Raw genomic sequence first — 22,690 nt, 5'->3', positions numbered from 1 at the left:
CGCTTCCAGACGTGTAGCCTATGCCTGATCCAGTAGGCAGCGTTTAACGATAGAGCCCTCGCGATAGCGTACTTTGAAAACAGCACCATCGCGGTGACTGTTGATTTCGAAGCGCCGGGTGGTTCTCCCGGCAACTGCGTCATTCTGAGTTTCCGGCTGGCACTGGGTGTTTGGTGAGGGGCTGCTTTCAGATGATGTAGTTGTCATCACTGTCCTCCGTTACTGAGTGGCCGAGGGCCGTCATAGCCTCACTGATGGTAAAGAAGACTTGCCCGGGATTGATTTTCTCCGCCAGATGCGTCCGGTTTAGTTGATCCATGACTGGCCCTTTAAACTCGGCCAGATGCAGAAGGACAGAACGTTCCTGAAGGCGGCTATTCAGTAACTCCAGCGCTTCAAGGCCGCAGTAATCTATGTGATTAATTGCGGTACCAACGAGGACAACGTGTTTGATGTCTGGCCGTCGCGCGGTGCGTTCAAGAACATAATCGATCAGGTAGTCACTGTTGGCAAAGTACAGATTTTCATCCACGCGAATCAAGGTGACGCCGGGGATAGTCTCAACGGCGTGTCGTAAAACATTACGGAATTGCTGTGTACGCGGCAAACGGCCAATCTCTGCAATGTGAGGTTGACTGGTGCGACGCAGGTATATGACCAGGGAAACGATCACGCCCGCAATAATGCCGGATTCAGCGTCCATAACGATGACGAGAGTAAAGGTCGTCAACCAGACGATTCCATCACTGCGTTGAAAATGCCAGGCGTTGAGCCCATCGCGCCAGCGGAACAAAGGCCAGGTGGCGACAACGATTAATGCGCCCAGTGCAGCATGGGGAAGATGTTCGAACCAACTACCAGCGACAAGACACACGAGCGCCATAAAACCAAAGGTAAATACCGCAGCCCACTGGCTGAGCGCTCCCGCTGACTGCATCACCATGCTTCGGCCAAAGCCTCCTGCCACAGGCATCGCATGACTGATAGCTGCCGCGACGTTGGCCGTTCCCAGTGCCAGCAATTCTTGATTGGGCCTGATGCGGTTTGTTTGCTCCCGAGCCATCGTATTCGAAATCGACAGGCTTTCGAGATAGATAATCAACGCCAGAACACCGGAGGGTAGCAGTAGCGCCTGCCAGTTCAGTTCAGAAATCTGGGGCAGGGATAATGTTGGGAAACCCGAGGGAACGGCGCCTACGGTCGCCAGTGGTGGGCTGATAACCAGCACCAGCAGAATGCCTGTGGTTACCAGTACCAGTGGCCCGGCTCGGTTTGCCAGTGTGCGCAGGGCATCGGGTAACGCAAAGCGTGTCGTGACCGCAGGAATGACTTTTTGCCAGAATATGAGCAGGGCTGCGCCTGTCAGTGCTGTGATAAGAGGCCATAACGCAATATCCCGCCAATGTTCAGCAGTAAACGCAACTGGGCTCCAGCCAGGTCCGCCTCTCGGAATATCAAGCCCTGTGAAATACTTCAGCTGACTGAGGATGATCACAATCGCAGCAGCGCTGGTGAATCCGGAAATAACTGAATGGCTGATAAATGAAGTCCAGGAACCCAGCCCAATGGCAAAGAACATAAATAACCAAAGCCCGGTCATGCCGGCTAGCAGAGTCGCGTAAGCTGGGTAATCTGATGCATCGGGGCTGACGACGCCCTGAAGTGAACTCAATGTCATCAGAGAAATAATGGCCACAGGCCCGACGGCCAGAGTCGGGCTTGAACCGAGCAGAGCGTAGGCGAGCAAGGGTAGTAGGGATGAAAATAGCCCCGCCTCCGGAGGCAGGCCGGCAAGAAACGCATAAGCCACCGCTTGCGGAACCAGCATAACCGCGACGACCAGCCCGGCAATAAAATCCGGTAGCAACCCCTGGCTGGGCAGCGGGTAGAGAGTATTACTGATCTTCACTGCTGACGGGTCCGTATAAGCGGTTGAGAAGGGCAATGACATCGGCTGCACGCTGATCGCCAAGCCGATAGAACATGGACTGGGCTTCTCTGCGAGAGGTAACGAGCTGTTCGTTCCGTAGCCAGGCGAGATGCTGTGACATCGCAGACTGACTCAATGGCAGCATATTACAGAGTTCAGAAACAGATACCTCACCGCCTCGCAGAGCACACAGAATACCAAGGCGATGTTCGTTTGCCATGGCCTTTAAGAGGCGTACAGCCGCTGCGCGGTTTGCCCTTTGATCGGGGCTACTGGCGGACTCAGGTCTGTTGGCTGGCGGCATTGAATTATTCCTCGGGCGTGACAGGTAATTCACTCTTTATTGCTGAATAAGAATATTCTAATATAATAATTCTATCAAGATGAGTTACTGATCGGGGGAAGGTATGAGTCACACTATCCAAAGCTACATCCATGAAGACACGTCGACCTTTACGCACTTGCTGGTGGATGACGGGTCCCTGTCATGCGCCATTGTAGACCCTGTTCTGGACTACGACCCGAAATCAGGCAAGACAGATACGGGCTTTATTGATCGTACTCTCGATGACATCGCATCCCGCGGTCTGAACCTGAAGCTGGTACTGGAAACACATGCACACGCAGACCACCTGACATCGGCCGCTTACATACGCGAAAAAACCGGGGCGAATATTGTTATTGGACAGAAGATCAAAGGTATTCAGAAGACCTTTGCCTCGATTTTTAATGAGGCTGAGGATTTCAGAGCTGATGGCTCACAGTTTGATATTCTTCTCGGTGATGGGGCTGAGTTGATGCTGGGTGATACCCGCATTAAGAGTATGGCGACGCCCGGCCATACTCCCGCCTGCGCGAGTTATGTGATCAATGAGTCTGATGTATTCGTTGGTGATACTTTGTTTATGCCGGATGTCGGTACGGCGCGATGCGACTTTCCCGGCGGCGACGCGGGCACGCTCTACGACTCAATCGGTAAACTGTTAGCGTTAGGCGATGATGTGGTTCTGCACATGTGCCACGATTATCCACCCGAGTCACGCACTGAGTTACGCAGTGCTGTGACCGTCGGTGAGCAACGTCGCGATAATATTCATGTTGGCGACAAGCACAGCCGTGACGACTTTATCGCTATGCGCACTAAGCGCGACAGTGGTCTGGCGATGCCGCGTCTGATTTTTCCGTCTTTGCAGGTCAATATCCGCGCCGGTGACTTTCCAGCCCCGGAAAACAACGGAGTCAGCTACCTGAAAGTGCCTCTGAATCAGTTCTGATGCGGTTTTTCGGTCACCGGAATTGGCATTCTTTGCGGCTTCCGTTAGTCTGAGGTGAACAGCAGACGCTAAAGCAATAAGGAACACTTCATGCTGGTGAACAACCGTTGGGTTCGCGCAGGCGGTAGCCTGAAGGATAAACCGATCAGTATTCAGTTCCGCGAGGACTGGCAACTGGCTAAAGACTCAGGCCTGTATGGCCTGTGCGTTCAGATCGCCTGGAACGCGGAGAGTCGGGATGAAAGCAGTGGTTTTCCTGCGACAGAAGAGCAGGCACGTATCGTGGCCTTCACAGAACAATTGCAGGCGCGCCTTGAACCCGAAGAAGACTCTGTCGTTGCCATGATGATCACTCACGATGGCATCAACCAGTGGATTATCTATACCCGCGATCTTGAGCAGCTTAAAACCGGTCTGGATGCGATCCCGACCGATAACGGCCTGTACCCGATCGAAGTCGTCGCCGACGAGGACCCCGATTGGGAGACCTTCATTCAGGTTCATGGGCGTATAACCAGCGAAGAAGCCTGAACCGAACTGAGATCGGCACGACAGAGATTATTCGCTGTGGTGCCGCTTTCCGCGTGACTCCTCTTTGGCTGCAGCTTCTCGGGCAGCCGCTGCTTCCTCTTTCTGGCGCTCAATTTCTTCGGACTCGACCTGAATCATCGCCGGCGTTTCCATACTGATGCGTCCGATTTTACCGGCGCGTAACTCATGCAACACAATTTCTGATGCCTTGTGCAGATCAACGATACCGCCAGCACGCAGGCAGCCGCGCTTGGCCGCAATCGTATTCAGCAATTGCTCGGCGTTTTCCGGTGTCTCTTTCAGTTTGAAACGTGCCGTCAGTTCTTTTTCATAGGCGCTACGTAGGTAATCCAGAGCGAACATGGCAACGTCGGTGTACTCAATCGCGGTATCTTTCACTGCGCCACTGGCAGCCAGACGGTAACCGCTTAACTCGTTCTCGAATCTGGGCCAGAGAATTCCGGGCGTGTCTGACAGGATGATGCCGTTTTTCAGATCAATCATCTGATTTGCTTTGGTGACAGCGGGTTCATTCCCAGTCCGTGCGATGTAGCGTCCGGCCAGAGCATTGATAAGCGTCGATTTACCTACATTAGGAATCCCCATAATCATCACCCGCACGGCGCGGTTCTTCTCAAGTTGTCCCTGGCCCACTTTTTTTGCCAGAGCAATGAGCTGCTTAACCTGCTTCCTGTCTTCGGCAACCATAGGCAGAGCCTGTGTCTGGGCCTGCTCAGAAAAATGACTGACCCAGGCGCTTGTCATGGCCGGGTCCGCGAGGTCAGCTTTGTTCAGTACTTTGATCGTTGGCCTGTCGCCACGCAGTTCGTTGACGAGAGGGTTGGTGCTGGAGAAGGGCAGACGAGCGTCCAGAACTTCGATGACCAGATCGATGTCTGGCATCGCCTCGCTAATTTTTTTGCGGGCTTTGTTCATGTGCCCGGGGAACCAGTTAATGGCCATTGTGCGCTATCCCGATTGACGTTCGCTCAAGAAAGCGACACATTGTAATGCATGGCAGTGCAAGAGTAACCTTCCTCTGATTGTCATAATCAGGTGATACAAAGCATTGCTAAGGATGATGGGATTGGAGACAACCTATGGATCTTTTGCCTGTAGACATTATTGATACTGCGCGCAAGCAAGGCAGACACGCCTCGGCAACTGTTTCTGGACGCCGGCGTGAAGGTTTTTTACTTGGAAATCGCTTTGTATTTTCGGATCAGAGTGAAGTTCTCTGGATGCAAGCCGGTCCGGGCGAATTCCGGGAATTGAAGATCTGGCGTAAATAGCCAACCTGACTCATGTTGAGTTGAGGTAACAGTCGGCAGACACTGCCGTGCAACTTAGGCCGCCCAGTAGATATGGGCGGCACAGTGTCTTTCGCGCTTATCGAGCCGCTTATTCTGCGTTGGCGGTCTGCTGTTCTTCGTCGTACTCGTTCGCTGCTTCCGTCTGAGTTTCCAGTGCGGCCGGTGCTTTTTCGATCGCGCTGGTTTCGGGGTAGTGGGTCGATTCTTCGTTACTGCTGTCTTCAGCAGTAGCTTCAGGTGCTGTTGCCGGTTCTTCAGCCTGTGGCTTCGGCGTTTCCTGTTTGTTTGCCATTGCGGCTTCTTTTTCTGCCTGCTTGGCTGCCTTCTCGCGCTGCTTTTCTACTTTTGCGATCTGGCGATCCTGCTGTGCCCAATATCCGGTACGGAACTCGACATCACGAACACCATTTTCTTCGGCGATGCTGTCTGCGATTGACTTGGCGGCATCGTCGGCGTCGCGAGCCATCAGCTTACGTTCAGACGCATCGATACATGAGAACAGATCCAGCAGCGCGCTAGAGAGAACTTCCTGAGCGACATCGTCGCGACCTTTGCGGAAACGGCGTGCGATCATGCCTAGCATGGCCAGGTCATTTGCATCGAGGCGCAGCTTCAGTTCTGCCAGGGAGAGCTCTTTCTCGCGTTGCTCACGCTCTTCTTCGTAATATTTTCCAATCAGGGCGTGTGTCTGTGTGGTCTCGGTCATGGTTGATGGCGTCCGTAAAGTAATTCGCAAACGCGTACTTTAGCGATAACCCTCCTTGGTGTGCAACTGCAGGATAGTCGTTTATGATAGGCCTAATCTAAGCAGTCAGGTGATGTATGAGTCAGGAGCGCACAGCACAGATAATTGAGCAGAAACTGGCAACGTTGGAGCCCCAATTTTTGCGAATAGACAACGAAAGTCATATGCACTCCGGCCCGGCGACAGATTCCCATTTTAAGGTGACTCTGGTTTCCTCAGCCTTCGATGGCGTGCGTACAGTGGCTCGTCATCAGAAGGTCTATGGTATTCTCAGCGATGAATTGGCTGGACCCGTTCACGCACTCTCCCTCCATCTCCATACTCCAGAAGAATGGCAGACAGATTCAACCATTCCCGACTCTCCCGCGTGTATGGGGGGCAGCAAGCATGATTGATAGATTGATCGGGTTTGCGATGGCTACTGCGGCATTGATTTTTACATCGGTGGCTGTTGCCGGTGATTGGGAAGAAGTGGCGTACGATAAAGACGAAGATATCCGCGTATACACCCGCTATGTCGAAGGCTCTGATATGAAAGCGTTTAAAGGCATCACAACGCTTGAGAGTACGGTGACGGCGCCGATTGCTCTGCTACAGGATGTTAAGCGCGCCCATGAGTGGGTGTTTAATTGCAAGGCAATGGACTTGATTGAAGAGATAGCACCAAATAACGCTACCTATTACACAGTGACTTCTATGCCTTGGCCTGTGAAAAACCGAGACAACATCAGCGAGTCACTGGTGATACAGGACGCCGGCACTGGCGTTGTGACAGTGACCATCCAGGCGCGCAATGATATTTTCCCGGCAAACGATGACCATGTCCGGATCCGTGAACTGGATGCGACCTGGACGCTCGAACCGCAGGCGGAAGGTTTGTTAAAGGTGACGTACGAGGCACATGCCGATCCTGGTGGTGGCTTACCATCCTGGTTGGTGAACAGCTTTGTTGTTGAAGCCCCTCTGAATACTTTGCGTGATTTCCGCGAGCTGGTGGTTGATAAAAAATACCAGTCGGCCTCACGGGAATATATAACGCACTGATTTAAAAAGGCTTTTTTGGCTTTGTAATATTACTGTCATAAAAGTCAGGTACTCTCCGCCGCTGGTGAATTGAGTAGTACCTACTATGCGCATTTTCGTAATTGTCACAGCACTGTTGTTATCTTTCGCGGGCCTGCCGTCTCTGGCACAGCAGCCGGAGTCGCTTTTCAGCGATATTTCCTCTGGGCGTTATCAGCATCTTTTTCGTATTGATGGCTCCAACACCATTGGTGCAGAGCTTGGTCCTGCTTTAGCTGAAGCCTGGCTGACCAGTCACGGTGCCAGCCAGTTATCCCGCGTTCCTATGGCGGAGAATGAGACCCGTATTACAGGCTACCTTGATAGTGTTGGTTCTCATGTCATTATCGATATCGCCGCCCACGGTTCAGGCACCGGATTTAAGGCTCTGTCTAAAGGGCTGACCAACATTGCCGCGGCGTCACGCCCGGTAAAAGCCAGCGAAGCAGCGATGATACCCACGGCCGACCTGACCAGTGTTGAAAGTGAGCATATTGTTGGCATCGATGGTCTGGCCATTATCGTTGATCCATCAAACCCGATTAATGCGCTAAGCGTTGATGCGCTTCGCGATATTTTCTCAGGTAAAGTCTCGAACTGGACCGAGGTGGGTGGCCCGGACATGCCAGTCAGTATCTATGCTCGTGATAATAAGTCAGGTACCTGGGATAGCTTCCGTCATATGGTATTGGGCAAAACGCCACTGGCCGAGAGCGCTGAACGCTTTGAATCGAACAATGACCTTTCTGACCGGGTCAGCGGCGTTCGCGGCGCGATCGGATTTGTCGGCCTCCCTGCGGTGCGTCAATCGAAGCTGCTGTCGGTATCGGTGGGAGATGTAGCGGCTTTGTCCCCTGATCGTCTGACTGTCGCGACGGAGGATTATGCTTTATCCCGTCGTTTGTACATGTACACCGCAGGCACATCAGATAGCCCTTACGTTCGTGATTTCCTGCGTTTTGTCGCGACCGACGGTCAGCAGCAGGTGGCTGCGACAGGCTTTATTTCACAGGACGTCTCTGCGGTCCGCCCGGAGAACACCGCCAGCCTGCCTTCAGAAATACGCCAGCGGGTTGAAGGTGCATACCGTCTGAGTGTTAATTTCCGCTTCAAGGATGGTTCCGCCCGGCTAGATAACAAAGCCCAGCGTGACGTAGAACGCCTTGTGAAGTACCTGAGTAACAATCCAGATGCTGACGTTATGCTGTTCGGCTATGCGTCTGAAAGTGACGACCTGAACCGTGCTCACTTGTTGTCTAAGCATAGGGCCATGGCGGTCAGTCGGGCATTGAAGCAGGAGGCGGTCTATCCGGATGAGATTGATGGATTTGGTGCGGAGGCACCACTGGCGCGCATAGAAGGAAATGATGGCCGTCAGAAGAACAGTCGGGTGGAAGTCTGGATTCGCCCGCCGCACTCAATCGCCGAAGCGCTGTAACGCGCTTCGCGATTGGCCGGACGTCGCTCTGAAAGATCAGGCGGCGCCGTGCATCATCAGATAAAGTTCGACGACTGCTGCAGGAATGTTGGCGCACATACGGTCGGACAAGTCAGCATCTTCATCGATATCCGCCATTTCTGGCTCATCCATAAACAACCCTGATGCATACATGATCGGGAACAGGTGCTGAGCCACAATTTCCTCACGGTCGGCATACCAGGCTTCTTCGTTCAGCAGAACGGCTGACATAAAACCCATTGCCCAGCTTTCGAGTGGTGGTTCGTTTTCATCGTCGATCAATGTCAGATCGGTGGGGACAGGAAAGTCCTGACCGGAATCCAGCCACGCCTGGATCTCTTTCGACAGCTGGCTCATCAGGGTATCAACTTCCTGACGCTCTGCTTTCGAGAAACCGGGCTGTGCTTCAAACGCACAATCCCATAGGGTTTGTTGGTCCATGCCAGAGGCACCCGAAGGGCCCGTCAGAAGGCCGGTGATAAAACCGTGTACAGCGAAGAAATCAAAGCTATCATTGCGCTCTGCTTCGTCCTCAAGCAGAGTGCCGAGTCGTTCGAGTTCTTCTTCGGTAAGGGCTGGGATACTATTCAGATCAGTCATATATTCAGAAATCAGATTTACTTAATTCGGGCAATCGTATCAGGCTTATGAGACAGCGGAAATCCTACCGGCAGGAATTATGGTTAGATGTCGCCGGAGAACAGGTAAAAATACTGCTGAGTGCGTCCGTCCGGAAGTCGATTCGCCTGCAAGTGAACTCAGAAGGTGACGTTGATATCCGAGTGCCGGTCGGTACTCCCAAGAGCGATGTACTGACCTTTGTTCGTCGACATGAGAGCTGGCTGAGTGAGCGCCGCGAGGCGGTGAGAGAGCGCGATCGCAAGCGTGCCGCGTCGGTCACTTTATATGGCCGTGAACTGCCCATTATGGAAAGTGCGCTGGGTGAATTTCTGGTCACTGATCAGCAAGTATGGATGCCACTGGAGTGGTCGCAGGAGAAACGCGATAAGGCACTCGATAAATGGCAGCGAGAAGAAGCACGCCTCTGTTTCACGCGTTTAATCGAACAATGGTGGCCACGTTTCACCAAACCCGGCCGTGAGCGTCCGGTATTACGCGTAAAGCGGATGCGTACGCGCTGGGGCAGTCTCTCTAAGAAGGGTTACATCAACCTGAATCTGGCTCTTCTGTCGCTGCCTGAGGATCTTATTGAGCTGGTGGTTGTTCACGAACTTTGTCATCTCGAACATTTCGATCATGGTCCGGGGTTTAAAGCTTGTATGACATCTTGCTTACCGGACTGGCGTGCGCGCGACAAGCGAATCAATCAGGCGGGTCTGATGCTGCTTTAAAGCAGCATCAGGTCACCTGCAATACGCTCTCTTATCGATTACTGACGTCTGTGTTCACCCACAACTGCGAATACCAGTAGAAACGGCCAGGTTGGCTCAGACTGGGAGCAGTGCAGTTATAGCGGCCCCGGCCAGCAGTGATGGCGCTCGGTTGCTGCATCTCCACGGTCATGGTTTTACCTTCGACAGACGTTTCTATATCCAACTCTCCAGCGCCGGCGGCATAGCATTGCAGTTGCGCGGGCTTGAAGTCGTCCACATCAATGGTCAGGGTGAGTTCTGGTGGGTTATTTTCCAGTACGGGGTCTCGCACCTGATCGGCTGAAATCGAAAACGGCAGGCTCATAAGCTTGGTCGCAAGAGTGTCTGTGTTGGCATACACCCCAGAGGCCGGGAACCGCGCTATGACCTGCGGATGAGCGCTCTGACCAACGGCGCCGCTCTGTTGACCGAAAGCAATGTAACCATGATCTTCCAGCCATTCGGCCATCTCCAGTGTGTACTCGCCGTAGGGGTAGGCAAACATACGGGTTGATGATCCGGTCTCTGCCTTAATACGTGCTTCCGCTTGTTTGATTTCGTTTTCCCACCAGTCTTCGGCATCCTGACCTTCAGGGGTTTCCAGTAAGTAGGGGTGGCTGCGTGTATGGTTGGCAATGACAGCTCCACCGTCTTTAATCTCGCGAAGCTGATCCCAGGTCATCATGTCGGCGTATTTCTTATCCACCGGGTCAGTACTGGTGAACATAGTGAATGACCAGCCGCGTTTCTTAAGTTCTGGCCAGGCATTCTCGTAGACCGACAGATACGCATCGTCGAACGTAATTGCGACGGCACGCTCGGGTAAGGGCTCACCGGTCATGATCGACTGCAGCGCTTCTTCGAGGTTCACCACGGTCATGTTCTTTTCTTCCAGCAAGGTCATATGTTCGCGGAAGACCTCGGGTGTCACACTGGTAATGGCCGGGGTCGAAGCATTGACGTGGTGGTACTGCAGGATCACCAGTGCGTTTGCGAGGCCCGGAAACAGGGTACTTAGAATGAATACAGCAAAGATCAATCGGTGCGTCATATAGTCCTCAGAGTTGGCTCTCTATTCGTAATAGCTTCTATCGTGGTCAGCTGTTAGCCGTGCCGATAGCGTAATCGTTGATAGGCGGAGCTGACTTTGCGGAAGGCCTCTGCGTCGCCGCCTTTGTCTGGATGATGCTGACTCGCCAGCCGTCGGTATTGCTGTCGGATGGTACTGAGATCTACCGGAGGCGTCAGCTCAAGTACTGCCAGATCATTGTCGTAATGTTCTGGTATGACCATGCGCTGCCAGAAATCGTTCAACAGGGCGTCGACGCTGGCCTGATCTGTATCCAGATTGTTCAGATCGAGATAATACTCAGCGAGTGCATCGTGTTGGTCGGGCAGGTCGCTCCCGCTGTCAGTTTTTAAAGGAACGAGTCCTATATCCAGTGCACTGATCTGAAGGTAACCCCGCGCATCCTCAAGCCAACGATTTCGCAATCGATACAGGGCATGCATGACGATGAAGTTAGCCTGGAACAGAGTCATAGAATCGCTCAGGGCATCTTCACGAAATATGCCTTGCTCTGGGGCCTGTAACCACCGGATCAGTTCGTATTCCGGGCACCGGTGTCCATCGGCAAGGTAAGTCGCTAAAAGATCGGTGACCAGATTGAGAGTGTCTTCTTCCATGCACACAAGTTAGCACAGAGAGGCGCGGTCAGCTTCTTCTATCCGGGTCGGTTTCTTCAATCACGCGCCGGACGAACCCGGGCAGTCGTGGACTGATGTGATTCAGACGCTGAGAGGTAATGGGGTAGCGTCGGCGAATGCGCTTCAGATAGCGTGCAAGTGCGGGGATTGCCGGCACGAGCAGCGAAACGCCAAGGATGATCATCAGTAAACCAACGGGTACAGGCAATGGTAGAACGAGTAGCCCGGCAACGATCAGAAGGACGCCGCCGACAAGAGTTACACTGCGTCGGATCATTAGTTATGCTTTAGAAAAGCCTCAAGGGCGCGTGCAAGTAGTGTGTGCGCTCAAACTACTGACCAGATGTTGCAATACGATGACCGAAAATAAAAAGCCGCTGCCGCGCCGGGCACACCTGATTACACCGGGCGGGCTGAAAGCTCTTGAAGACGAGCACGATTTTTTATGGCGCCGCGAACGCCCGAAGGTAACTCAGGAGGTCTCTGACGCGGCTAAGCTCGGAGACCGTTCCGAGAACGCTGAATACATTTACGGGAAAAAGCGCCTCAGACAGATAGATGGTCGTCTCAGGTTTCTCGGCAAGCGCATTGAGGCAGTCACCGTGGTCGATCGTCCGCCGGCAGATCTCGATAAAGTGTTTTTTGGTGCCTGGATTGAACTTGAAGACGAAGACGGTGAGATCCTGCGTTACCGGATTGTCGGGGAAGATGAGATCGACTTACCGCATGGGTACATTAGCGTTGATGCGCCACTGGCACGTGGCTTAATTGGTAAGTTCGTTGATGATGAGGTGACCGTGCGTCTTCCTAAAGGAGAAACGACGTACTTTATTGCTAAAGTACAGTACGAGCGACCTCACTGGGATAAGCGGCCGACACCCGAGTTTTCGTAAGTGATCCCCGTGCGGGAATATGACGCACGGGCAGGTATGAACTAGTCTTGAGCAAAGGAGGTGCATGATGATGCAACGATGGCTGCTTACGCTGCTCGCTATACCGGCCCTGGCTCTGGCCGATAATCACGCGGATCACGGTTCAGATTCAAACCAAGATACTAAAGATGCGCTGTCAGAAGCCTATGTGATGCCGGTCTGGGTCGATGCTGTGACTCAGGTTTGCCCATGGAAATCGGAAGACGCTGAAGGGTATATCCGTCTGATTCGAAAGATGAACGACGATGGCAGTCACGGGCTGTTCGTACAATGGCTACGGAAAGGAATTGCAGGCGCCCCGACAGCGGCGGTATCAACGCTGGCCGTAGAGCCGCTTGAAAAAGACTATCTGGTCAGAATTGAAATGCCGCAGCCGACCCTGGCGCGGGATGCTTGTCGCCTCAAGGCGATGGCGGAAGATATGATGAATGAGCGACGTTACGAATTCGACCTGCTGCTCCGGGGGCCCGGCGACATGCAGGTCAATATTACGCGTATGCTTGGCGGCGGAGTCTGAGCGGGGTCAGTCGTCCGACGCCAGAAGGTCAATGCGGGTACCCAGGTGGCTCTTATCCTGTTCGTCCTGCAGACCTTCGAAGTTCCACAGTTCGCGATCGCCCAGCTGTGATGGCGCAACGTTACAGACAGCGGCAAAGATGTTTTCACTGCGTCCTGGTTGTTCTTTCTCCCACTGAGCCAGCATTCCTTTGATGTTCTGACGCTGCAGGTTCTCTTGAGAACCGCACAGATTGCAGGGAATGATCGGGAATTCTTTCTCGATGGCAAACTTCTCAATGTCTTTTTCTTTGCAATACGCCAGAGGACGAATGAGAACGTGCTTTTTGTCGTCGCTGAGCAGCTTGGGCGGCATGGCCTTGAGCTTGCCGCCGTGGAACATATTCAGAAATAGAGTTTCGATGATGTCGTCACGGTGATGACCCAATGCAATCTTGTTGGCGCCAATCGATTCTGCATAGCCATACAGAGTACCGCGGCGCAGGCGTGAGCATAGCCCGCAGGTGGTTTTTCCTTCAGGGATGATCTCTTTAACGACGCTGTAGGTGTCTTTCTCGATGATATGGTAGGGCACGCCCACCTGTTCAAGGTAAGCCGGTAGGATATGCTCAGGGAAGCCTGGCTGTTTCTGATCCATATTGACGGCGATCAGCTCGAAGTTGACGGGCGCGCTCTTTTGCAGGCTCATCAGAATTTCCAGCATGGTGTAAGAGTCTTTGCCACCCGACAGACACACCATGATTTTGTCACCGTCTTCAATCATCCGGTAATCTTCGATGGCTTTGCCGACGTTACGACGAAGGCGCTTCTGGAGCTTGTTGAATTCGGTTCTGGATTTGCGTTCAGCTTGATTGGCTGCAGCTTCAGTAGCTTCTGCAGATAGCTCAGCGGCCGCTGGATCGAAGATCTCAGGCTGATAGCCTTCTTCAGGTTGTGAAACAGCAGATTCAGACACGTTCAATTCAGACATACAACACCCCATGCGTAGGGTGCGCTTTATATCAGAATGCGGTGCTTATATAAACATCAGGCCACAGCGTCACTGGATTCAACCAGTTCTTCATAGCGTTGCACGAAGTCCTGTACGCTCAGGTCGTCACGGGTGTGATAACAGTTTTTCCAGAGCGTTGCCAGATGCACCACACTGGCGCCACGGGGCAGGGTGAACTGAGGGTGGCGAACGTAGGCGAGCCAGGTAACAGCGGTCGCATAGGCGAGGTTTGTTGTTAGTTCAGCGTGCGGGTTCTCCAGGAATTCCCGTTGGCTGGCAATGCCTCGCACTTTACTGGCCAGTTCTGGCCGATCTGCAAGATAGTCATCCCAGATATGCCGGTGCGTCAGGCCATGCAGCCGGTAAATACCCGAGGTGCGTTGCCCCTCTGTTTTCAGGAATGAGCCCAGCTCAGACTCAATGGCTGCAGTACCCAGCAGTAAAAGCTCTGCGTCGGCACTGTTAGCGTCCAGTTTCTGCAGTGTTGGACGAATAACGTACGTCCGGAAATCATCAGCATCTATACCCATCAGAAACTCCAGAGGGTGTAATTTTGGCAGTCTCAATATCAGGAGCAATAAGCGTACCTGAATAACTGCCGGTACAGGCAGCGCCTGTTATCAGATGTTTACTCAATAGTACTGCCCAGTACGTGAAGCATAGTGATGCAGGTCTCAGGGGGAAGCAAATATTTGCGCACTGTGACCAATGTCTGATATAGCGAGCGAAAAGAGGATGAGCACGGTCCGTGTGCTCATTAGGATGCTAAAAGCCAAAATTTAAATCAGCTTTCTGCCTGATGCAGACACTCATCGTTGGCGCGTGTAAGTCCGGCGAGATCAAACAAGGTGTCGCTGTCTTTCAGGATAATCTCTTTGCCTTGTGTTTCGATCAGTTCATTTTTCTGGAAGCGTGTGAACACTCGGCTGATGGTTTCTACCGCCAGGCCCAGGTAGTTACTGATGTCGACACGTGACATTGGCAGGCGGAAGTGAGTCGCTGAGAAACCACGACGCTGATAACGTTGCGAAATATCCAGTAGGAAAGAGGCAACGCGTTCTTCTGCATTCTTCTTGCTGAGAAGCAGCATCATGTTCTGATCGTGCCGGATTTCATTGCCCATGGTGGTCATCAGCTGACGACGCAAATCAGGTAGCTCATCCGCCAGTTGTTCAAGCTGCTGCAACGGAATTTCACATACTGTTGTGGTTTCGAGGGCTTTTGCCGTCAGCGGATACGTGCCTGCGTTGTAGCCAGACAATCCGATCAGCTCGCTGGCCAGGTGAAAACCTGTGATCTGCTCTTCGCCATTACTTGCCAGGGTGTAGGTCTTCAGTGCGCCCGTACGAACCGCGAATACAGACTGAAATTCTGTACCTTGCTGAAACAGCAGTTGGCCTTTCTGGATCGGGCGACCACGACGGATGATGTCGTCCAGACGCTCCATATCACTTTCGGTCAGGGAAAGAGGCAGACAAAGAGCATTCAGTGAACAGGTCTGACAATGAGGCTGAGCTCCACGCAGAGGAGCATTAACTGACGTTTTCATAGGCAAGAACGATCTCTAATACTTTAGATCAAGCGGCTGCGAACATGGCAGGTTGCCACACGGAAGCCAGAGTCCAGCAACCATAACCGATCAATAATAGGCCCGCAATATTTCGCGCCCACTGATGCCGAATAATATTCATCACGGATGCCGAGGCCAGCCCAGCGGATAAAATAGCGGGAAAGGTTCCGAGACCAAAGACAAACATAGTCAGAGCGCCCATCGCAGGCTGACCGTTAGCTGCTACCCAGCTCAGAGTGCTGTATATCAGCCCACAGGGCAACCAACCCCACAACATACCGAGAAGCCACTGGCTGGCCGGATCTGAACGGCCCAGCCGCTTCTGAGCGTGGGGTTGAATCCTGCGCCAGAACAGTTGGCCAAGTTGCTCAATGCGCGTGAGCCACAGCGCCCAGCGCGCGACGTAGAGACCCATTAATATGAGCATAACGCCTGCGATTGAACGTAGTGTGATCATCAGAGCTTCGTGCAGGCTCGACAGCCAAAGTCCGAGACTGCCAACAATCAGGCCTGCAAGGGTATAGCTGGTAATGCGGCCAAAATTGAACAGCAGTGAAGCCCGGACTCTGTGCTGGGTGTCCAGCTGTCCTGCTGCCGCGGCAACTCCACCACACATAACCAGGCAGTGGCTGGCACCAAATAAGCCAAGTAGCAGGGCGGTAAGGAGGGATAAGGGTTCAGTCATTCTTGGATTTTCTGGGCTCGCCGTCTGACTCTGAATCCGCGTCTGAATTGGTCTCAACGCTATCTTCGCGGCGCTCGTTCAGGTACTCATCATCATCGAACAGAATCTTGTGCGCGGGCGAATCCAGGTCATCAAACTGGCCGCCTTTCACAGCCCAGAAAAAGATGGCAACGGCAATGGCGAGCAGGGCAATCGACAGGGGAACCAGTACGTAAATAATATCCATGGTCAGCTCTCAGCAGTAAGTGCAGGTGGACGACGAGTCAGTCGCAGGGCATTCAGAACAACAAGTAGTGAGCTGAATGACATGCCAATGGCCGCGGCCCAGGGCGGCACCATACCGGCCGCCGCAAGTGGTAACGCTATCAGGTTGTATAGTAACGCCCAACCGATGTTCTGACGAATGACATTGCGGGTTTTGTGGGAGACTGATAACGCATCAGCAATGACTTCAAGGCGACCATTCGTCAGCAGGGTGTCTGCATTGGTTTTCGCCAGATCTGTAGCTTCATTCACAGCCAGCGAGACATCCGCGCCCGCCAGCACCGGAACGTCATTAATACCATCTCCTACCATAAGAACGGTATCGCCCTGTTTTTGCCACTCGCGCACGATGGCAAGCTTATCCTCTGGGCTGAGGCCATTGCGCACGTCTGAAATACCGAGTTCGTCAGCGACGAGAGTCGCTGACCTTGAAGGATCGCCGGTCAGCAGTGCGACTTCAATACCGCGGGTTTTTAATGTTTCAATTAACGGACCTGCGCTGCGACGCACTGTGTCATTGAGGAGGAACCAGGCCAACGGTTGCTTATCATCGGCAAGCAATAACCACTGTCCCGATGCGCTATCTGGCGGCAGAATCCCCTCTGGCCAGACGAAATCCGGGCGGCCGAAACGGAACCTGTAGCCATTAACCTGACCACTGACGCCCTGACTCGGGTGGTGCTGAATGTCTTCGGTAGCAAGCACCGGGTAGTGACGGAAGGCTTTCGCAATCGGGTGGCTGGCGTGCTGTTCAAGCGATGCAACTACCGAGGCCAGAGTATCCTGATCCAGCTCCAGGCTGTTTTCTATACCGCCCGCAACAGGGCGGACTTCCGTCAGTGTCAGGTGCCCCAGAGTCAGGGTGCCTGTTTTATCGAACACCACGCGGTTCACTGACTGCAGGGTTTCCAGAACATGACCTTTACTGATTAATAAGCCGCGTTCGCGCAGCGCCGTTGTTGCCGCTGTCAGAGTGGTTGGCGTAGCAAGTGACAGGGCACATGGGCAGGTGACGACGAGAACAGAGAGTGCGATAAAGAAGGCGTGGTCGTTGCCCTGAAACATCCAGTAGCTGAACACCGACGCGGAGATAATCAGAACCGCCGCAACGAACCGGCTGGCAATGCTATCGGCAATAAGAGCGACTTTGGGCTTTTCCTGCTGCGCGCGATCCATCAGGCGAACGATGGTCGATAGCTGCGCATCGGCACCGGTGGCTGTGACTTCCATAATGAGCGGGCTTTCGACGTTCATGGTGCCGCCGATCAACGTGTCGCCGGCTTGCTTGTTCAGCGGCATGTATTCGCCCGTCAGTGCTGATTCGTCGACCGTGCTCTGACCTTCAACCACAACGCCATCGGCTGGGACTGGATACCCGGGTTTCAGCAACAAACGGTCGCCGGTTGAAATGTCACCTGCGGCGATGATTTCTTCACCGTCCTGCGTTTGTTTCAGCGCTACATTCGGCAGAAGTGTCATCAGGTTGTTGCCTGCTTTGCCCATTCGATGGCGGGCGCGCATTTCCAGAAAACGCCCGAGCAGCAGCAGGAAAGTGAACATACAGACAGAGTCGAAATAAACTTCGACGCCCTGGTTGAACGTGCTCCAGATACTGGCGCAGAAGGCGAGAATAATTGCCAGTGACACAGGTACATCCATGGTCAGATGGCGTGTCTTCAAATCGCGTATTGCCGCATCAAAGAAAGGTCGGGCGCTGTATAACACGACTGGTAAGGTCAGAATCATTGACGCGAAGCGCATAAATACTTCGTACTGCTCTGCCATGCCAGCATACAGGGGCACCGCAAGCATCATCACCTGCATCATGCCGATACCGGCGACGGCGAGCCGCCGGATCGCTTTCTTACCCTCACGCTCGCGCTGCGCGTCGTCTTCCGTTGATGAAAACGGTGCGGCTTTGTAGCCGAGGCGATAGATGGCTTCGAATATCTGGGATAGTGCGATGTCGGTATTATTCCACGCAACGACGAGTCGGTGGTTCGAGAGATTCAGTGTCGCCCGTTCGACACCTTTGAGTTGATTAACTCTGTGCTCAATCAACCAGGCACAGGCAGCACAACTGATTCCGTCGATAATCAGCGTCGCTTCTTTCTGCTCTCCCTGCGTTGCAACAAACTGCTTCTGCAAGGCTTCGCTGTCATACAGACTGAGAGACTCGCGAGCGGTCAGGACCTCGTCGTCTTCGTTTGCAGGCGATATCTGTGGGAGTTCTGTGCGGTGGCGGTAGTAATCTTTGAGACCAGAAGCAACGATGGTTTCGGCCACGGCTTTACAGCCTGGGCAGCACATGGGTTCTTCTTTGCCATCGATGATGGCCGTCCACTGCTGGCCTGCTTTCAGCGGTTCACCGCAGTGAAAGCAGGGCGTACGGAGGCTTTGCGTCATTGAGTGACTGTCTGAATCTTCTTACCGTTTTCGATGACTGTACGCGCTGTAACGCGCCACTCCTGATCCGGGCTGGTCAGCCAGATAACGCGCTTCTGCGGCAGCTCCAGCTCATTGGCGGCAACGTACTGACCACCCGGAGTACGCTGCAGAAACAGAGTAAGGTCACGATCTTCAAGTGTTGGATGAATCAACTGAAGCTGCAGAGAGCCAGGGTCTTCATCCGCAATGGATGTCGCGTTTACGATGATTTCATCTTCGGTGAAGGTCAGGTCTGCCTGAACATTGAGGCGACGGGCGCCCTCATGAAACCGCAGATCCTGCGTATAGCTCATGCCATCCTTGTAGTAACTGTTGCTCACGAGCGAGTCTTTGGTGTCGAGTGCGAGTGACAACATGATGAAGCCCCATACTACAGCGGCGAGCGGTACGCCGATGACAAGCAGCATCATGGGTTCTTTGTACCAAGGGGTCGTCTTTTCGCTAGTCATGCAAGGTATCCGGGGAAAAATGAAAAATCGCCCAAGTGTAACTACTTGGGCGATGGGGCTCCAGTGCTTCTGTGTCAGGAAGTTATATGACGTTCAGATCGCTCTTGGAGCGATAAAACGGCTTTCTTCCCGGGTCACTTCTTCACCTGTATCTTTGTTGACGATGACGAACTCAATGTCCGTTTTACTGGCGGAGGTTTTCACCTCATCCGGGTCGATTTCAAGGTTGATGGTGGTCTCTTTCAGCTCATTAACGCTGAGTTGATACTCAGTGTCACCAAGCAGTCTGATACCATCAAGACCGTCGACGCTCAGAATATAGGTGTGTGACTCCTGAGACATATTCATCATCTTCAGGGTATAGGCATTCTGAATCGTATCGTTCACTGTGACCTGATAGAGGCGACCACGATCGCGTTCGATATCCAGCTCAAACGGTGTGCGGTCGAGGATGGCATAGCCCAGGCCAGCCATCATCAGGATCATGGCGCCGGCGTAGCCAAACAGGCGAGGGCGAAGAATATGAGTTTTCTTGCCTTCAAGCTCGTTCTCTGTGGTATAGCGGATCAGACCTTTAGGCTTATCGAGTTTTTCCATGATGTCATCACAGGCGTCGATACACAGCGCACAGCCAATGCACTGGTATTGCAGGCCATCGCGGATATCAATACCGGTTGGACATACCTGAACACACATTGAGCAGTCGACACAGTCGCCGAGTTGTTGTGTGTCGCCATCTGCTTTCGCTTTTTTACTGCGTTTGCCACGAGGTTCGCCACGGTTGTAATCGTAAGATACGGCGAGGGTGTCGTTATCGTACATAACCGACTGGAAGCGGGCGTATGGGCACATATAGATGCAGACCTGCTCGCGCATCCAGCCAGCGTTCAGATAAGTAGCAACCGTAAAAAAGCCGATCCAGAACATGGCCCAGGCACCGACGTCTCCGAAGGTGAAAATATCGACAACCAGCTCACGAATCGGAGTGAAGTAACCAACGAAGGTGACCCCTGTCCAGAAAGCAACAACCAGCCAGGCGATGTGCTTAATACTCTTTTTACGCAGTTTCTCTGCCGACATCGGCGCTTTATCCAGCTTCATCCGCTGGTTGCGGGTACCTTCAGCGCGTTCTTCGATCCACATAAAAATAAAGGACCACGCCGACTGCGGGCAGGTGTACCCGCACCAGATCCGTCCGGCAAAATTGGTAATCGTAAACAGGCCAAAGGCACAGATAATCAGCGCCCAGGACAGCAGCATGAAATCCTGAGGCCAGAAGGTGACGTTGAAGATGTGGAATTGACGTGCCGGAAGATCAAACAGTACCGCCTGACGGTCACCAATATTGATCCAGGCCGTACCAAAGTACCCCAGCATCAGCGCCCATAAAGACCAGGTGCGGAGCTTCTGAAAGAAGCCTTCAACTTCGCGGACGTAGATTTTTTCGCGCTTCTGATACAGGTTGACGGTGTCTGAGGCTTTGTCAGATTTTTTGCTGGGCGGGGTGACGTCTTTGACCGGGATTTTACTCATAACTACTGATCACCTTGTTGCTGGGGTGAGTTCGGAATCAGTGACGCTGATTCTCGTTTTAGACAACTCTTATATAACGAGTTGATTATATAGTTTTTGGTCGTTGGTCGGGATAAAAAAAGCGGCCCGTGGGCCGCTTTTTATTGTTTTCTTGCTCTAGCTCAAGAGGGGAGCGGAGCCCCCGCTTGATTACTTGTCTTGCGACAGAGAGTAGACGTACGCAGACAGAACGTGAACTTTCTCTTCGCCGAGGATCTCAGCCTGAGCTGGCATTCTGCCGGCTCGACCGTAGCGGAGAGTAGTTTCGATCTGCTTGGTAGAACCACCATAGAGCCAGATTTCATCAGTCAGGTTAGGTGCACCAACGAGTTGGTTACCTTTACCGTCTGCACCGTGACAAGCAACACACAGCATGTCGTACTGTGGCTTGGCTTTCGCAGCAGCGTCTGCATCGTGCTCAAGACCTGACAGGCTACGGACGTACTGAGCCATGTCTTTGGTGCCTTGCTCACCCAGAGCGGCTTCCCATGCAGGCATCGCCGCCTGACGACCATACATAATGGTTTGCTTGATCTGTGCAGGTTCACCACCGTACAGCCAATCGTGGTCTGTCAGGTTGGGGAAGCCTTGTGCACCCATAGCGTTAGAGCCGTGGCATACCGCGCAGTAGCTCTTGAACAGGCGACCACCGGTCTGCATTGCTTCTTCGTTCTGAGCAAGCTCAGCGATGGGCGTTGCCAGATAGCCTTCGTACAGAGGTGCGATCTTCTCATCGAACGCCTGAACTTCGGCTTTCCACTGGTTAGTCTGTGTCCAGGTAACGTCTTCGCCGTCAACTTTAACGGTACCGATACCGTCGAAGTTCGCCAGGCCATAGATACCGATGTAACCGAAACCGAATACGATGGTTGCCCAGAACATGCCTACCCACCAACGTGGCAGTGGGTTGTCCAGTTCTTCAATACCGTCGTAAGAGTGGCCGGTAGTTTCGTCTGTTTCTTCTTTCTTCTGACCTTTACTGGTGTAAACGATCAGGATACCGCAGGCAATCATGGACCCGATGACAATCGCCTGGACCCAGAAACTCCAAAATGAGCTCAACATAATTATTTACTCCGATCTTTATCGTCGTCCGCGGGCATTTCTGTGTTATCCCGGAAAGGGATATCGCCGTCATCCTTGAAGCGCTGCTTACGGCTTGAACCGTAAGCCCACCAGATGATGCCCATGAAAGCGATCAGAGCGAATACTGATCCAAGGCCGCGAACGTCGTTAATATCCATAGGGTTACCGTTTAGTGACGACTGTGCCCAGCTGCTGAAGGTAAGCAACCAGAGCTTCGATTTCGGTGACACCGTCAACCGCGTCTTTTGCACCTTCAATGTCTTCGTCTGTGTACGGTACGCCGACCATACGCAGAGCTTTCAGCTTGTTAGGTGTATCACGACCGTCAACCTTGTCTTCAAACAACCATGGGTAAGATGGCATTACAGACTCAGGTACAACGTCACGCGGGTTGTACAAGTGCGCACGGTGCCACTCATCAGAGTAACGACCACCCACACGGGCCAGATCAGGACCAGTACGCTTAGAACCCCACAGGAATGGGTGCTCGTAAACGTGTTCACCTGAAGTAGACGGAGGACCATAACGCTCAGTTTCTGCGCGGAACGGACGAACCATCTGGGTGTGACATACCGCGCAACCTTCACGCATGTAGATGTCACGGCCTTCAACCTGAAGTGCAGTCAGCGGCTTCAGGCCTTCAGCAGGTTGTTGAGTGTTCTTATCAAAGAAGAGTGGAACAATCTCAGCGAGACCCGCCCAGCTCAGTGCGATAACAATCAGCACCACCATGAGCGGTAAGTTCTTTTCAATATTCTCGTGCTTAATCATTTACCAGACTCC

29 protein-coding genes are annotated in these 22,690 nt (G+C 53.0%); 9 read left to right on the top strand and 20 right to left on the bottom strand.

The window, feature by feature from the left end:
- Positions 1–18 precede the first annotated feature (18 nt).
- Genes B2067_RS00505 through B2067_RS00495 form a run of 3 tightly spaced genes read right to left on the bottom strand, consistent with a single transcriptional unit; the run spans position 19 to position 2,234 of the window.
- The gene (locus B2067_RS00505; RefSeq protein WP_301387154.1) at positions 19–207 is read right to left on the bottom strand and encodes a hypothetical protein; all 189 of its coding nucleotides are present in this window, start codon (positions 205–207) and stop codon (positions 19–21) included.
- Entirely contained in the window at positions 188–1,909 is a 1,722-nt protein-coding gene (locus tag B2067_RS00500; protein ID WP_301387153.1) for a SulP family inorganic anion transporter, read from the bottom strand. Before B2067_RS00500 ends, B2067_RS00505 begins: the two co-directional genes overlap by 20 nt.
- Complete coding sequence (locus B2067_RS00495) at positions 1,896–2,234, bottom strand: ArsR/SmtB family transcription factor (RefSeq protein WP_068436295.1); 339 nt, start codon at positions 2,232–2,234, stop codon at positions 1,896–1,898. The genes B2067_RS00500 and B2067_RS00495 overlap by 14 nt, the downstream gene beginning before the upstream one ends.
- 103 nt (positions 2,235–2,337) lie before the next feature.
- On the opposite strand from B2067_RS00495, the gene B2067_RS00490 reads away from it, so the two are divergent.
- Together B2067_RS00490 and B2067_RS00485 are read left to right on the top strand one after the other, a co-directional pair.
- On the top strand, positions 2,338–3,204 hold the full coding sequence (locus B2067_RS00490) for an MBL fold metallo-hydrolase (protein ID WP_301387152.1): 867 nt from the start codon (positions 2,338–2,340) through the stop codon (positions 3,202–3,204).
- Positions 3,205–3,294: 90 nt separating this feature from the next.
- The gene (locus B2067_RS00485; RefSeq protein ID WP_068439500.1) at positions 3,295–3,735 is read left to right on the top strand and encodes a DUF695 domain-containing protein; all 441 of its coding nucleotides are present in this window, start codon (positions 3,295–3,297) and stop codon (positions 3,733–3,735) included.
- A 27-nt stretch (positions 3,736–3,762) separates the two neighbouring features.
- Here B2067_RS00485 and ylqF read toward each other — a convergent pair whose 3' ends face one another.
- A complete protein-coding gene (gene ylqF / locus B2067_RS00480; RefSeq protein ID WP_301387151.1) occupies positions 3,763–4,698 on the bottom strand; it encodes a ribosome biogenesis GTPase YlqF in 936 nt (311 codons plus the stop codon).
- 137 nt (positions 4,699–4,835) lie between these two features.
- Here ylqF and B2067_RS00475 point away from each other — a divergent pair, with 137 nt between their 5' ends.
- Positions 4,836–5,027, top strand: a complete 192-nt coding sequence (locus tag B2067_RS00475) for a hypothetical protein (protein ID WP_068439496.1) — start codon at positions 4,836–4,838, stop codon at positions 5,025–5,027.
- A 109-nt stretch (positions 5,028–5,136) separates the two neighbouring features.
- Here B2067_RS00475 and B2067_RS00470 read toward each other — a convergent pair whose 3' ends face one another.
- The gene (locus B2067_RS00470; protein ID WP_301387150.1) at positions 5,137–5,754 is read right to left on the bottom strand and encodes a hypothetical protein; all 618 of its coding nucleotides are present in this window, start codon (positions 5,752–5,754) and stop codon (positions 5,137–5,139) included.
- Positions 5,755–5,870: 116 nt separating this feature from the next.
- Between B2067_RS00470 and B2067_RS00465 the strand changes: the two genes are divergently transcribed.
- The 3 genes from B2067_RS00465 (at position 5,871) to B2067_RS00455 (ending at position 8,293) form a co-directional block, all read left to right on the top strand.
- On the top strand, positions 5,871–6,188 hold the full coding sequence (locus B2067_RS00465) for a BolA family protein (protein WP_068439494.1): 318 nt from the start codon (positions 5,871–5,873) through the stop codon (positions 6,186–6,188).
- Positions 6,181–6,837 carry an START domain-containing protein gene (locus B2067_RS00460; protein WP_301387149.1) on the top strand — a complete coding sequence of 219 codons (657 nt, stop codon included), beginning with the start codon at positions 6,181–6,183 and terminating at the stop codon, positions 6,835–6,837. The genes B2067_RS00465 and B2067_RS00460 overlap by 8 nt, the downstream gene beginning before the upstream one ends.
- Positions 6,838–6,922: 85 nt before the next feature.
- Positions 6,923–8,293 (top strand): phosphate ABC transporter substrate-binding/OmpA family protein, encoded by a 1,371-nt coding sequence (locus B2067_RS00455; RefSeq protein WP_301387148.1) that lies wholly within the window; start codon positions 6,923–6,925, stop codon positions 8,291–8,293.
- Between the two features lie 36 nt (positions 8,294–8,329).
- Here the strand turns inward: B2067_RS00455 and B2067_RS00450 are convergent, their stop codons facing one another.
- Positions 8,330–8,914: a YecA family protein gene (locus tag B2067_RS00450; protein ID WP_068436465.1), complete on the bottom strand. Its 585-nt coding sequence runs from the start codon at positions 8,912–8,914 to the stop codon at positions 8,330–8,332.
- Positions 8,915–8,961: 47 nt separating this feature from the next.
- Here B2067_RS00450 and B2067_RS00445 point away from each other — a divergent pair, with 47 nt between their 5' ends.
- Positions 8,962–9,666, top strand: coding sequence for a M48 family metallopeptidase (locus B2067_RS00445; protein ID WP_301387147.1), 705 nt, complete (start codon positions 8,962–8,964; stop codon positions 9,664–9,666).
- 31 nt (positions 9,667–9,697) lie between these two features.
- Here the strand turns inward: B2067_RS00445 and B2067_RS00440 are convergent, their stop codons facing one another.
- The 3 genes from B2067_RS00440 to B2067_RS00430 are packed head-to-tail and all read right to left on the bottom strand — an operon-like array spanning position 9,698 to position 11,671.
- The gene (locus B2067_RS00440) at positions 9,698–10,738 is read right to left on the bottom strand and encodes a polysaccharide deacetylase family protein (protein WP_301387146.1); all 1,041 of its coding nucleotides are present in this window, start codon (positions 10,736–10,738) and stop codon (positions 9,698–9,700) included.
- A 53-nt stretch (positions 10,739–10,791) separates the two neighbouring features.
- On the bottom strand, positions 10,792–11,373 hold the full coding sequence (locus B2067_RS00435) for a DNA-J related domain-containing protein (RefSeq protein ID WP_301387145.1): 582 nt from the start codon (positions 11,371–11,373) through the stop codon (positions 10,792–10,794).
- 28 nt (positions 11,374–11,401) lie between these two features.
- Positions 11,402–11,671, bottom strand: coding sequence for a PGPGW domain-containing protein (locus B2067_RS00430; RefSeq protein ID WP_301387144.1), 270 nt, complete (start codon positions 11,669–11,671; stop codon positions 11,402–11,404).
- A 79-nt stretch (positions 11,672–11,750) separates the two neighbouring features.
- Between B2067_RS00430 and greB the strand changes: the two genes are divergently transcribed.
- Positions 11,751–12,287 carry a transcription elongation factor GreB gene (greB, locus tag B2067_RS00425; RefSeq protein WP_301387143.1) on the top strand — a complete coding sequence of 179 codons (537 nt, stop codon included), beginning with the start codon at positions 11,751–11,753 and terminating at the stop codon, positions 12,285–12,287.
- 67 nt (positions 12,288–12,354) lie between these two features.
- Positions 12,355–12,843, top strand: coding sequence for a hypothetical protein (locus B2067_RS00420; RefSeq protein WP_301387142.1), 489 nt, complete (start codon positions 12,355–12,357; stop codon positions 12,841–12,843).
- Between the two features lie 6 nt (positions 12,844–12,849).
- On the opposite strand, the gene ttcA is transcribed toward B2067_RS00420, so the two are convergent.
- The 11 genes from ttcA to ccoO form a co-directional block, all read right to left on the bottom strand.
- On the bottom strand, positions 12,850–13,812 hold the full coding sequence (gene ttcA, locus B2067_RS00415; RefSeq protein ID WP_297531911.1) for a tRNA 2-thiocytidine(32) synthetase TtcA: 963 nt from the start codon (positions 13,810–13,812) through the stop codon (positions 12,850–12,852).
- Positions 13,813–13,868: 56 nt separating this feature from the next.
- On the bottom strand, positions 13,869–14,363 hold the full coding sequence (locus B2067_RS00410) for a hypothetical protein (protein ID WP_068438283.1): 495 nt from the start codon (positions 14,361–14,363) through the stop codon (positions 13,869–13,871).
- Between the two features lie 254 nt (positions 14,364–14,617).
- Positions 14,618–15,382 carry a fumarate/nitrate reduction transcriptional regulator Fnr gene (gene fnr, locus B2067_RS00405; RefSeq protein ID WP_301387141.1) on the bottom strand — a complete coding sequence of 255 codons (765 nt, stop codon included), beginning with the start codon at positions 15,380–15,382 and terminating at the stop codon, positions 14,618–14,620.
- A gap of 28 nt (positions 15,383–15,410) precedes the next feature.
- Entirely contained in the window at positions 15,411–16,088 is a 678-nt protein-coding gene (locus B2067_RS00400) for a sulfite exporter TauE/SafE family protein (protein ID WP_068443900.1), read from the bottom strand.
- The gene (ccoS, locus tag B2067_RS00395) at positions 16,081–16,314 is read right to left on the bottom strand and encodes a cbb3-type cytochrome oxidase assembly protein CcoS (protein WP_301387139.1); all 234 of its coding nucleotides are present in this window, start codon (positions 16,312–16,314) and stop codon (positions 16,081–16,083) included. The genes B2067_RS00400 and ccoS overlap by 8 nt, the downstream gene beginning before the upstream one ends.
- A 2-nt stretch (positions 16,315–16,316) precedes the next feature.
- Entirely contained in the window at positions 16,317–18,758 is a 2,442-nt protein-coding gene (locus tag B2067_RS00390) for a heavy metal translocating P-type ATPase (RefSeq protein ID WP_301387138.1), read from the bottom strand.
- Entirely contained in the window at positions 18,755–19,249 is a 495-nt protein-coding gene (locus B2067_RS00385; RefSeq protein WP_076517085.1) for a FixH family protein, read from the bottom strand. Before B2067_RS00385 ends, B2067_RS00390 begins: the two co-directional genes overlap by 4 nt.
- A gap of 93 nt (positions 19,250–19,342) precedes the next feature.
- Positions 19,343–20,782 (bottom strand): cytochrome c oxidase accessory protein CcoG, encoded by a 1,440-nt coding sequence (gene ccoG / locus B2067_RS00380; RefSeq protein ID WP_301387137.1) that lies wholly within the window; start codon positions 20,780–20,782, stop codon positions 19,343–19,345.
- Between the two features lie 189 nt (positions 20,783–20,971).
- The gene (ccoP, locus tag B2067_RS00375; RefSeq protein WP_301387136.1) at positions 20,972–21,886 is read right to left on the bottom strand and encodes a cytochrome-c oxidase, cbb3-type subunit III; all 915 of its coding nucleotides are present in this window, start codon (positions 21,884–21,886) and stop codon (positions 20,972–20,974) included.
- 2 nt (positions 21,887–21,888) lie between these two features.
- Positions 21,889–22,065: a CcoQ/FixQ family Cbb3-type cytochrome c oxidase assembly chaperone gene (locus B2067_RS00370; protein ID WP_068435313.1), complete on the bottom strand. Its 177-nt coding sequence runs from the start codon at positions 22,063–22,065 to the stop codon at positions 21,889–21,891.
- A 4-nt stretch (positions 22,066–22,069) separates the two neighbouring features.
- Positions 22,070–22,675 carry a cytochrome-c oxidase, cbb3-type subunit II gene (gene ccoO, locus B2067_RS00365; RefSeq protein ID WP_297532365.1) on the bottom strand — a complete coding sequence of 202 codons (606 nt, stop codon included), beginning with the start codon at positions 22,673–22,675 and terminating at the stop codon, positions 22,070–22,072.
- Positions 22,676–22,690: the final 15 nt, after the last annotated feature.

This window comes from Thalassolituus sp. UBA2590, from assembly GCF_002339775.1.
Lineage (GTDB): Bacteria > Pseudomonadota > Gammaproteobacteria > Pseudomonadales > Oceanobacteraceae > Thalassolituus.
This window is presented reverse-complemented; position numbering and strand designations above follow the sequence as displayed.

Excerpts from the sequence above, each read along its gene's own strand:
- greB (WP_301387143.1), top strand. The coding sequence starts at position 11,751 with ATGACCGAAAATAAAAAGCCGCTGCCGCGCCGGGCACACCTGATTACA.
- B2067_RS00470 (WP_301387150.1), bottom strand. The coding sequence starts at position 5,754 with ATGACCGAGACCACACAGACACACGCCCTGATTGGAAAATATTACGAA.
- B2067_RS00460 (WP_301387149.1), top strand. The coding sequence starts at position 6,181 with ATGATTGATAGATTGATCGGGTTTGCGATGGCTACTGCGGCATTGATT.
- ttcA (WP_297531911.1), bottom strand. The coding sequence starts at position 13,812 with ATGTCTGAATTGAACGTGTCTGAATCTGCTGTTTCACAACCTGAAGAA.
- B2067_RS00445 (WP_301387147.1), top strand. The coding sequence starts at position 8,962 with ATGAGACAGCGGAAATCCTACCGGCAGGAATTATGGTTAGATGTCGCC.
- B2067_RS00475 (WP_068439496.1), top strand. The coding sequence starts at position 4,836 with ATGGATCTTTTGCCTGTAGACATTATTGATACTGCGCGCAAGCAAGGC.
- B2067_RS00495 (WP_068436295.1), bottom strand. The coding sequence starts at position 2,234 with ATGCCGCCAGCCAACAGACCTGAGTCCGCCAGTAGCCCCGATCAAAGG.
- B2067_RS00400 (WP_068443900.1), bottom strand. The coding sequence starts at position 16,088 with ATGACTGAACCCTTATCCCTCCTTACCGCCCTGCTACTTGGCTTATTT.
- B2067_RS00430 (WP_301387144.1), bottom strand. The coding sequence starts at position 11,671 with ATGATCCGACGCAGTGTAACTCTTGTCGGCGGCGTCCTTCTGATCGTT.
- B2067_RS00465 (WP_068439494.1), top strand. The coding sequence starts at position 5,871 with ATGAGTCAGGAGCGCACAGCACAGATAATTGAGCAGAAACTGGCAACG.
- B2067_RS00435 (WP_301387145.1), bottom strand. The coding sequence starts at position 11,373 with ATGGAAGAAGACACTCTCAATCTGGTCACCGATCTTTTAGCGACTTAC.
- B2067_RS00385 (WP_076517085.1), bottom strand. The coding sequence starts at position 19,249 with ATGACTAGCGAAAAGACGACCCCTTGGTACAAAGAACCCATGATGCTG.
- ccoS (WP_301387139.1), bottom strand. The coding sequence starts at position 16,314 with ATGGATATTATTTACGTACTGGTTCCCCTGTCGATTGCCCTGCTCGCC.
- ccoG (WP_301387137.1), bottom strand. The coding sequence starts at position 20,782 with ATGAGTAAAATCCCGGTCAAAGACGTCACCCCGCCCAGCAAAAAATCT.
- B2067_RS00410 (WP_068438283.1), bottom strand. The coding sequence starts at position 14,363 with ATGGGTATAGATGCTGATGATTTCCGGACGTACGTTATTCGTCCAACA.
- B2067_RS00505 (WP_301387154.1), bottom strand. The coding sequence starts at position 207 with ATGACAACTACATCATCTGAAAGCAGCCCCTCACCAAACACCCAGTGC.
- B2067_RS00390 (WP_301387138.1), bottom strand. The coding sequence starts at position 18,758 with ATGACGCAAAGCCTCCGTACGCCCTGCTTTCACTGCGGTGAACCGCTG.
- ccoP (WP_301387136.1), bottom strand. The coding sequence starts at position 21,886 with ATGTTGAGCTCATTTTGGAGTTTCTGGGTCCAGGCGATTGTCATCGGG.
- B2067_RS00455 (WP_301387148.1), top strand. The coding sequence starts at position 6,923 with ATGCGCATTTTCGTAATTGTCACAGCACTGTTGTTATCTTTCGCGGGC.
- B2067_RS00450 (WP_068436465.1), bottom strand. The coding sequence starts at position 8,914 with ATGACTGATCTGAATAGTATCCCAGCCCTTACCGAAGAAGAACTCGAA.
- B2067_RS00370 (WP_068435313.1), bottom strand. The coding sequence starts at position 22,065 with ATGGATATTAACGACGTTCGCGGCCTTGGATCAGTATTCGCTCTGATC.
- B2067_RS00490 (WP_301387152.1), top strand. The coding sequence starts at position 2,338 with ATGAGTCACACTATCCAAAGCTACATCCATGAAGACACGTCGACCTTT.
- fnr (WP_301387141.1), bottom strand. The coding sequence starts at position 15,382 with ATGAAAACGTCAGTTAATGCTCCTCTGCGTGGAGCTCAGCCTCATTGT.
- B2067_RS00485 (WP_068439500.1), top strand. The coding sequence starts at position 3,295 with ATGCTGGTGAACAACCGTTGGGTTCGCGCAGGCGGTAGCCTGAAGGAT.
- ylqF (WP_301387151.1), bottom strand. The coding sequence starts at position 4,698 with ATGGCCATTAACTGGTTCCCCGGGCACATGAACAAAGCCCGCAAAAAA.
- B2067_RS00420 (WP_301387142.1), top strand. The coding sequence starts at position 12,355 with ATGATGCAACGATGGCTGCTTACGCTGCTCGCTATACCGGCCCTGGCT.
- B2067_RS00440 (WP_301387146.1), bottom strand. The coding sequence starts at position 10,738 with ATGACGCACCGATTGATCTTTGCTGTATTCATTCTAAGTACCCTGTTT.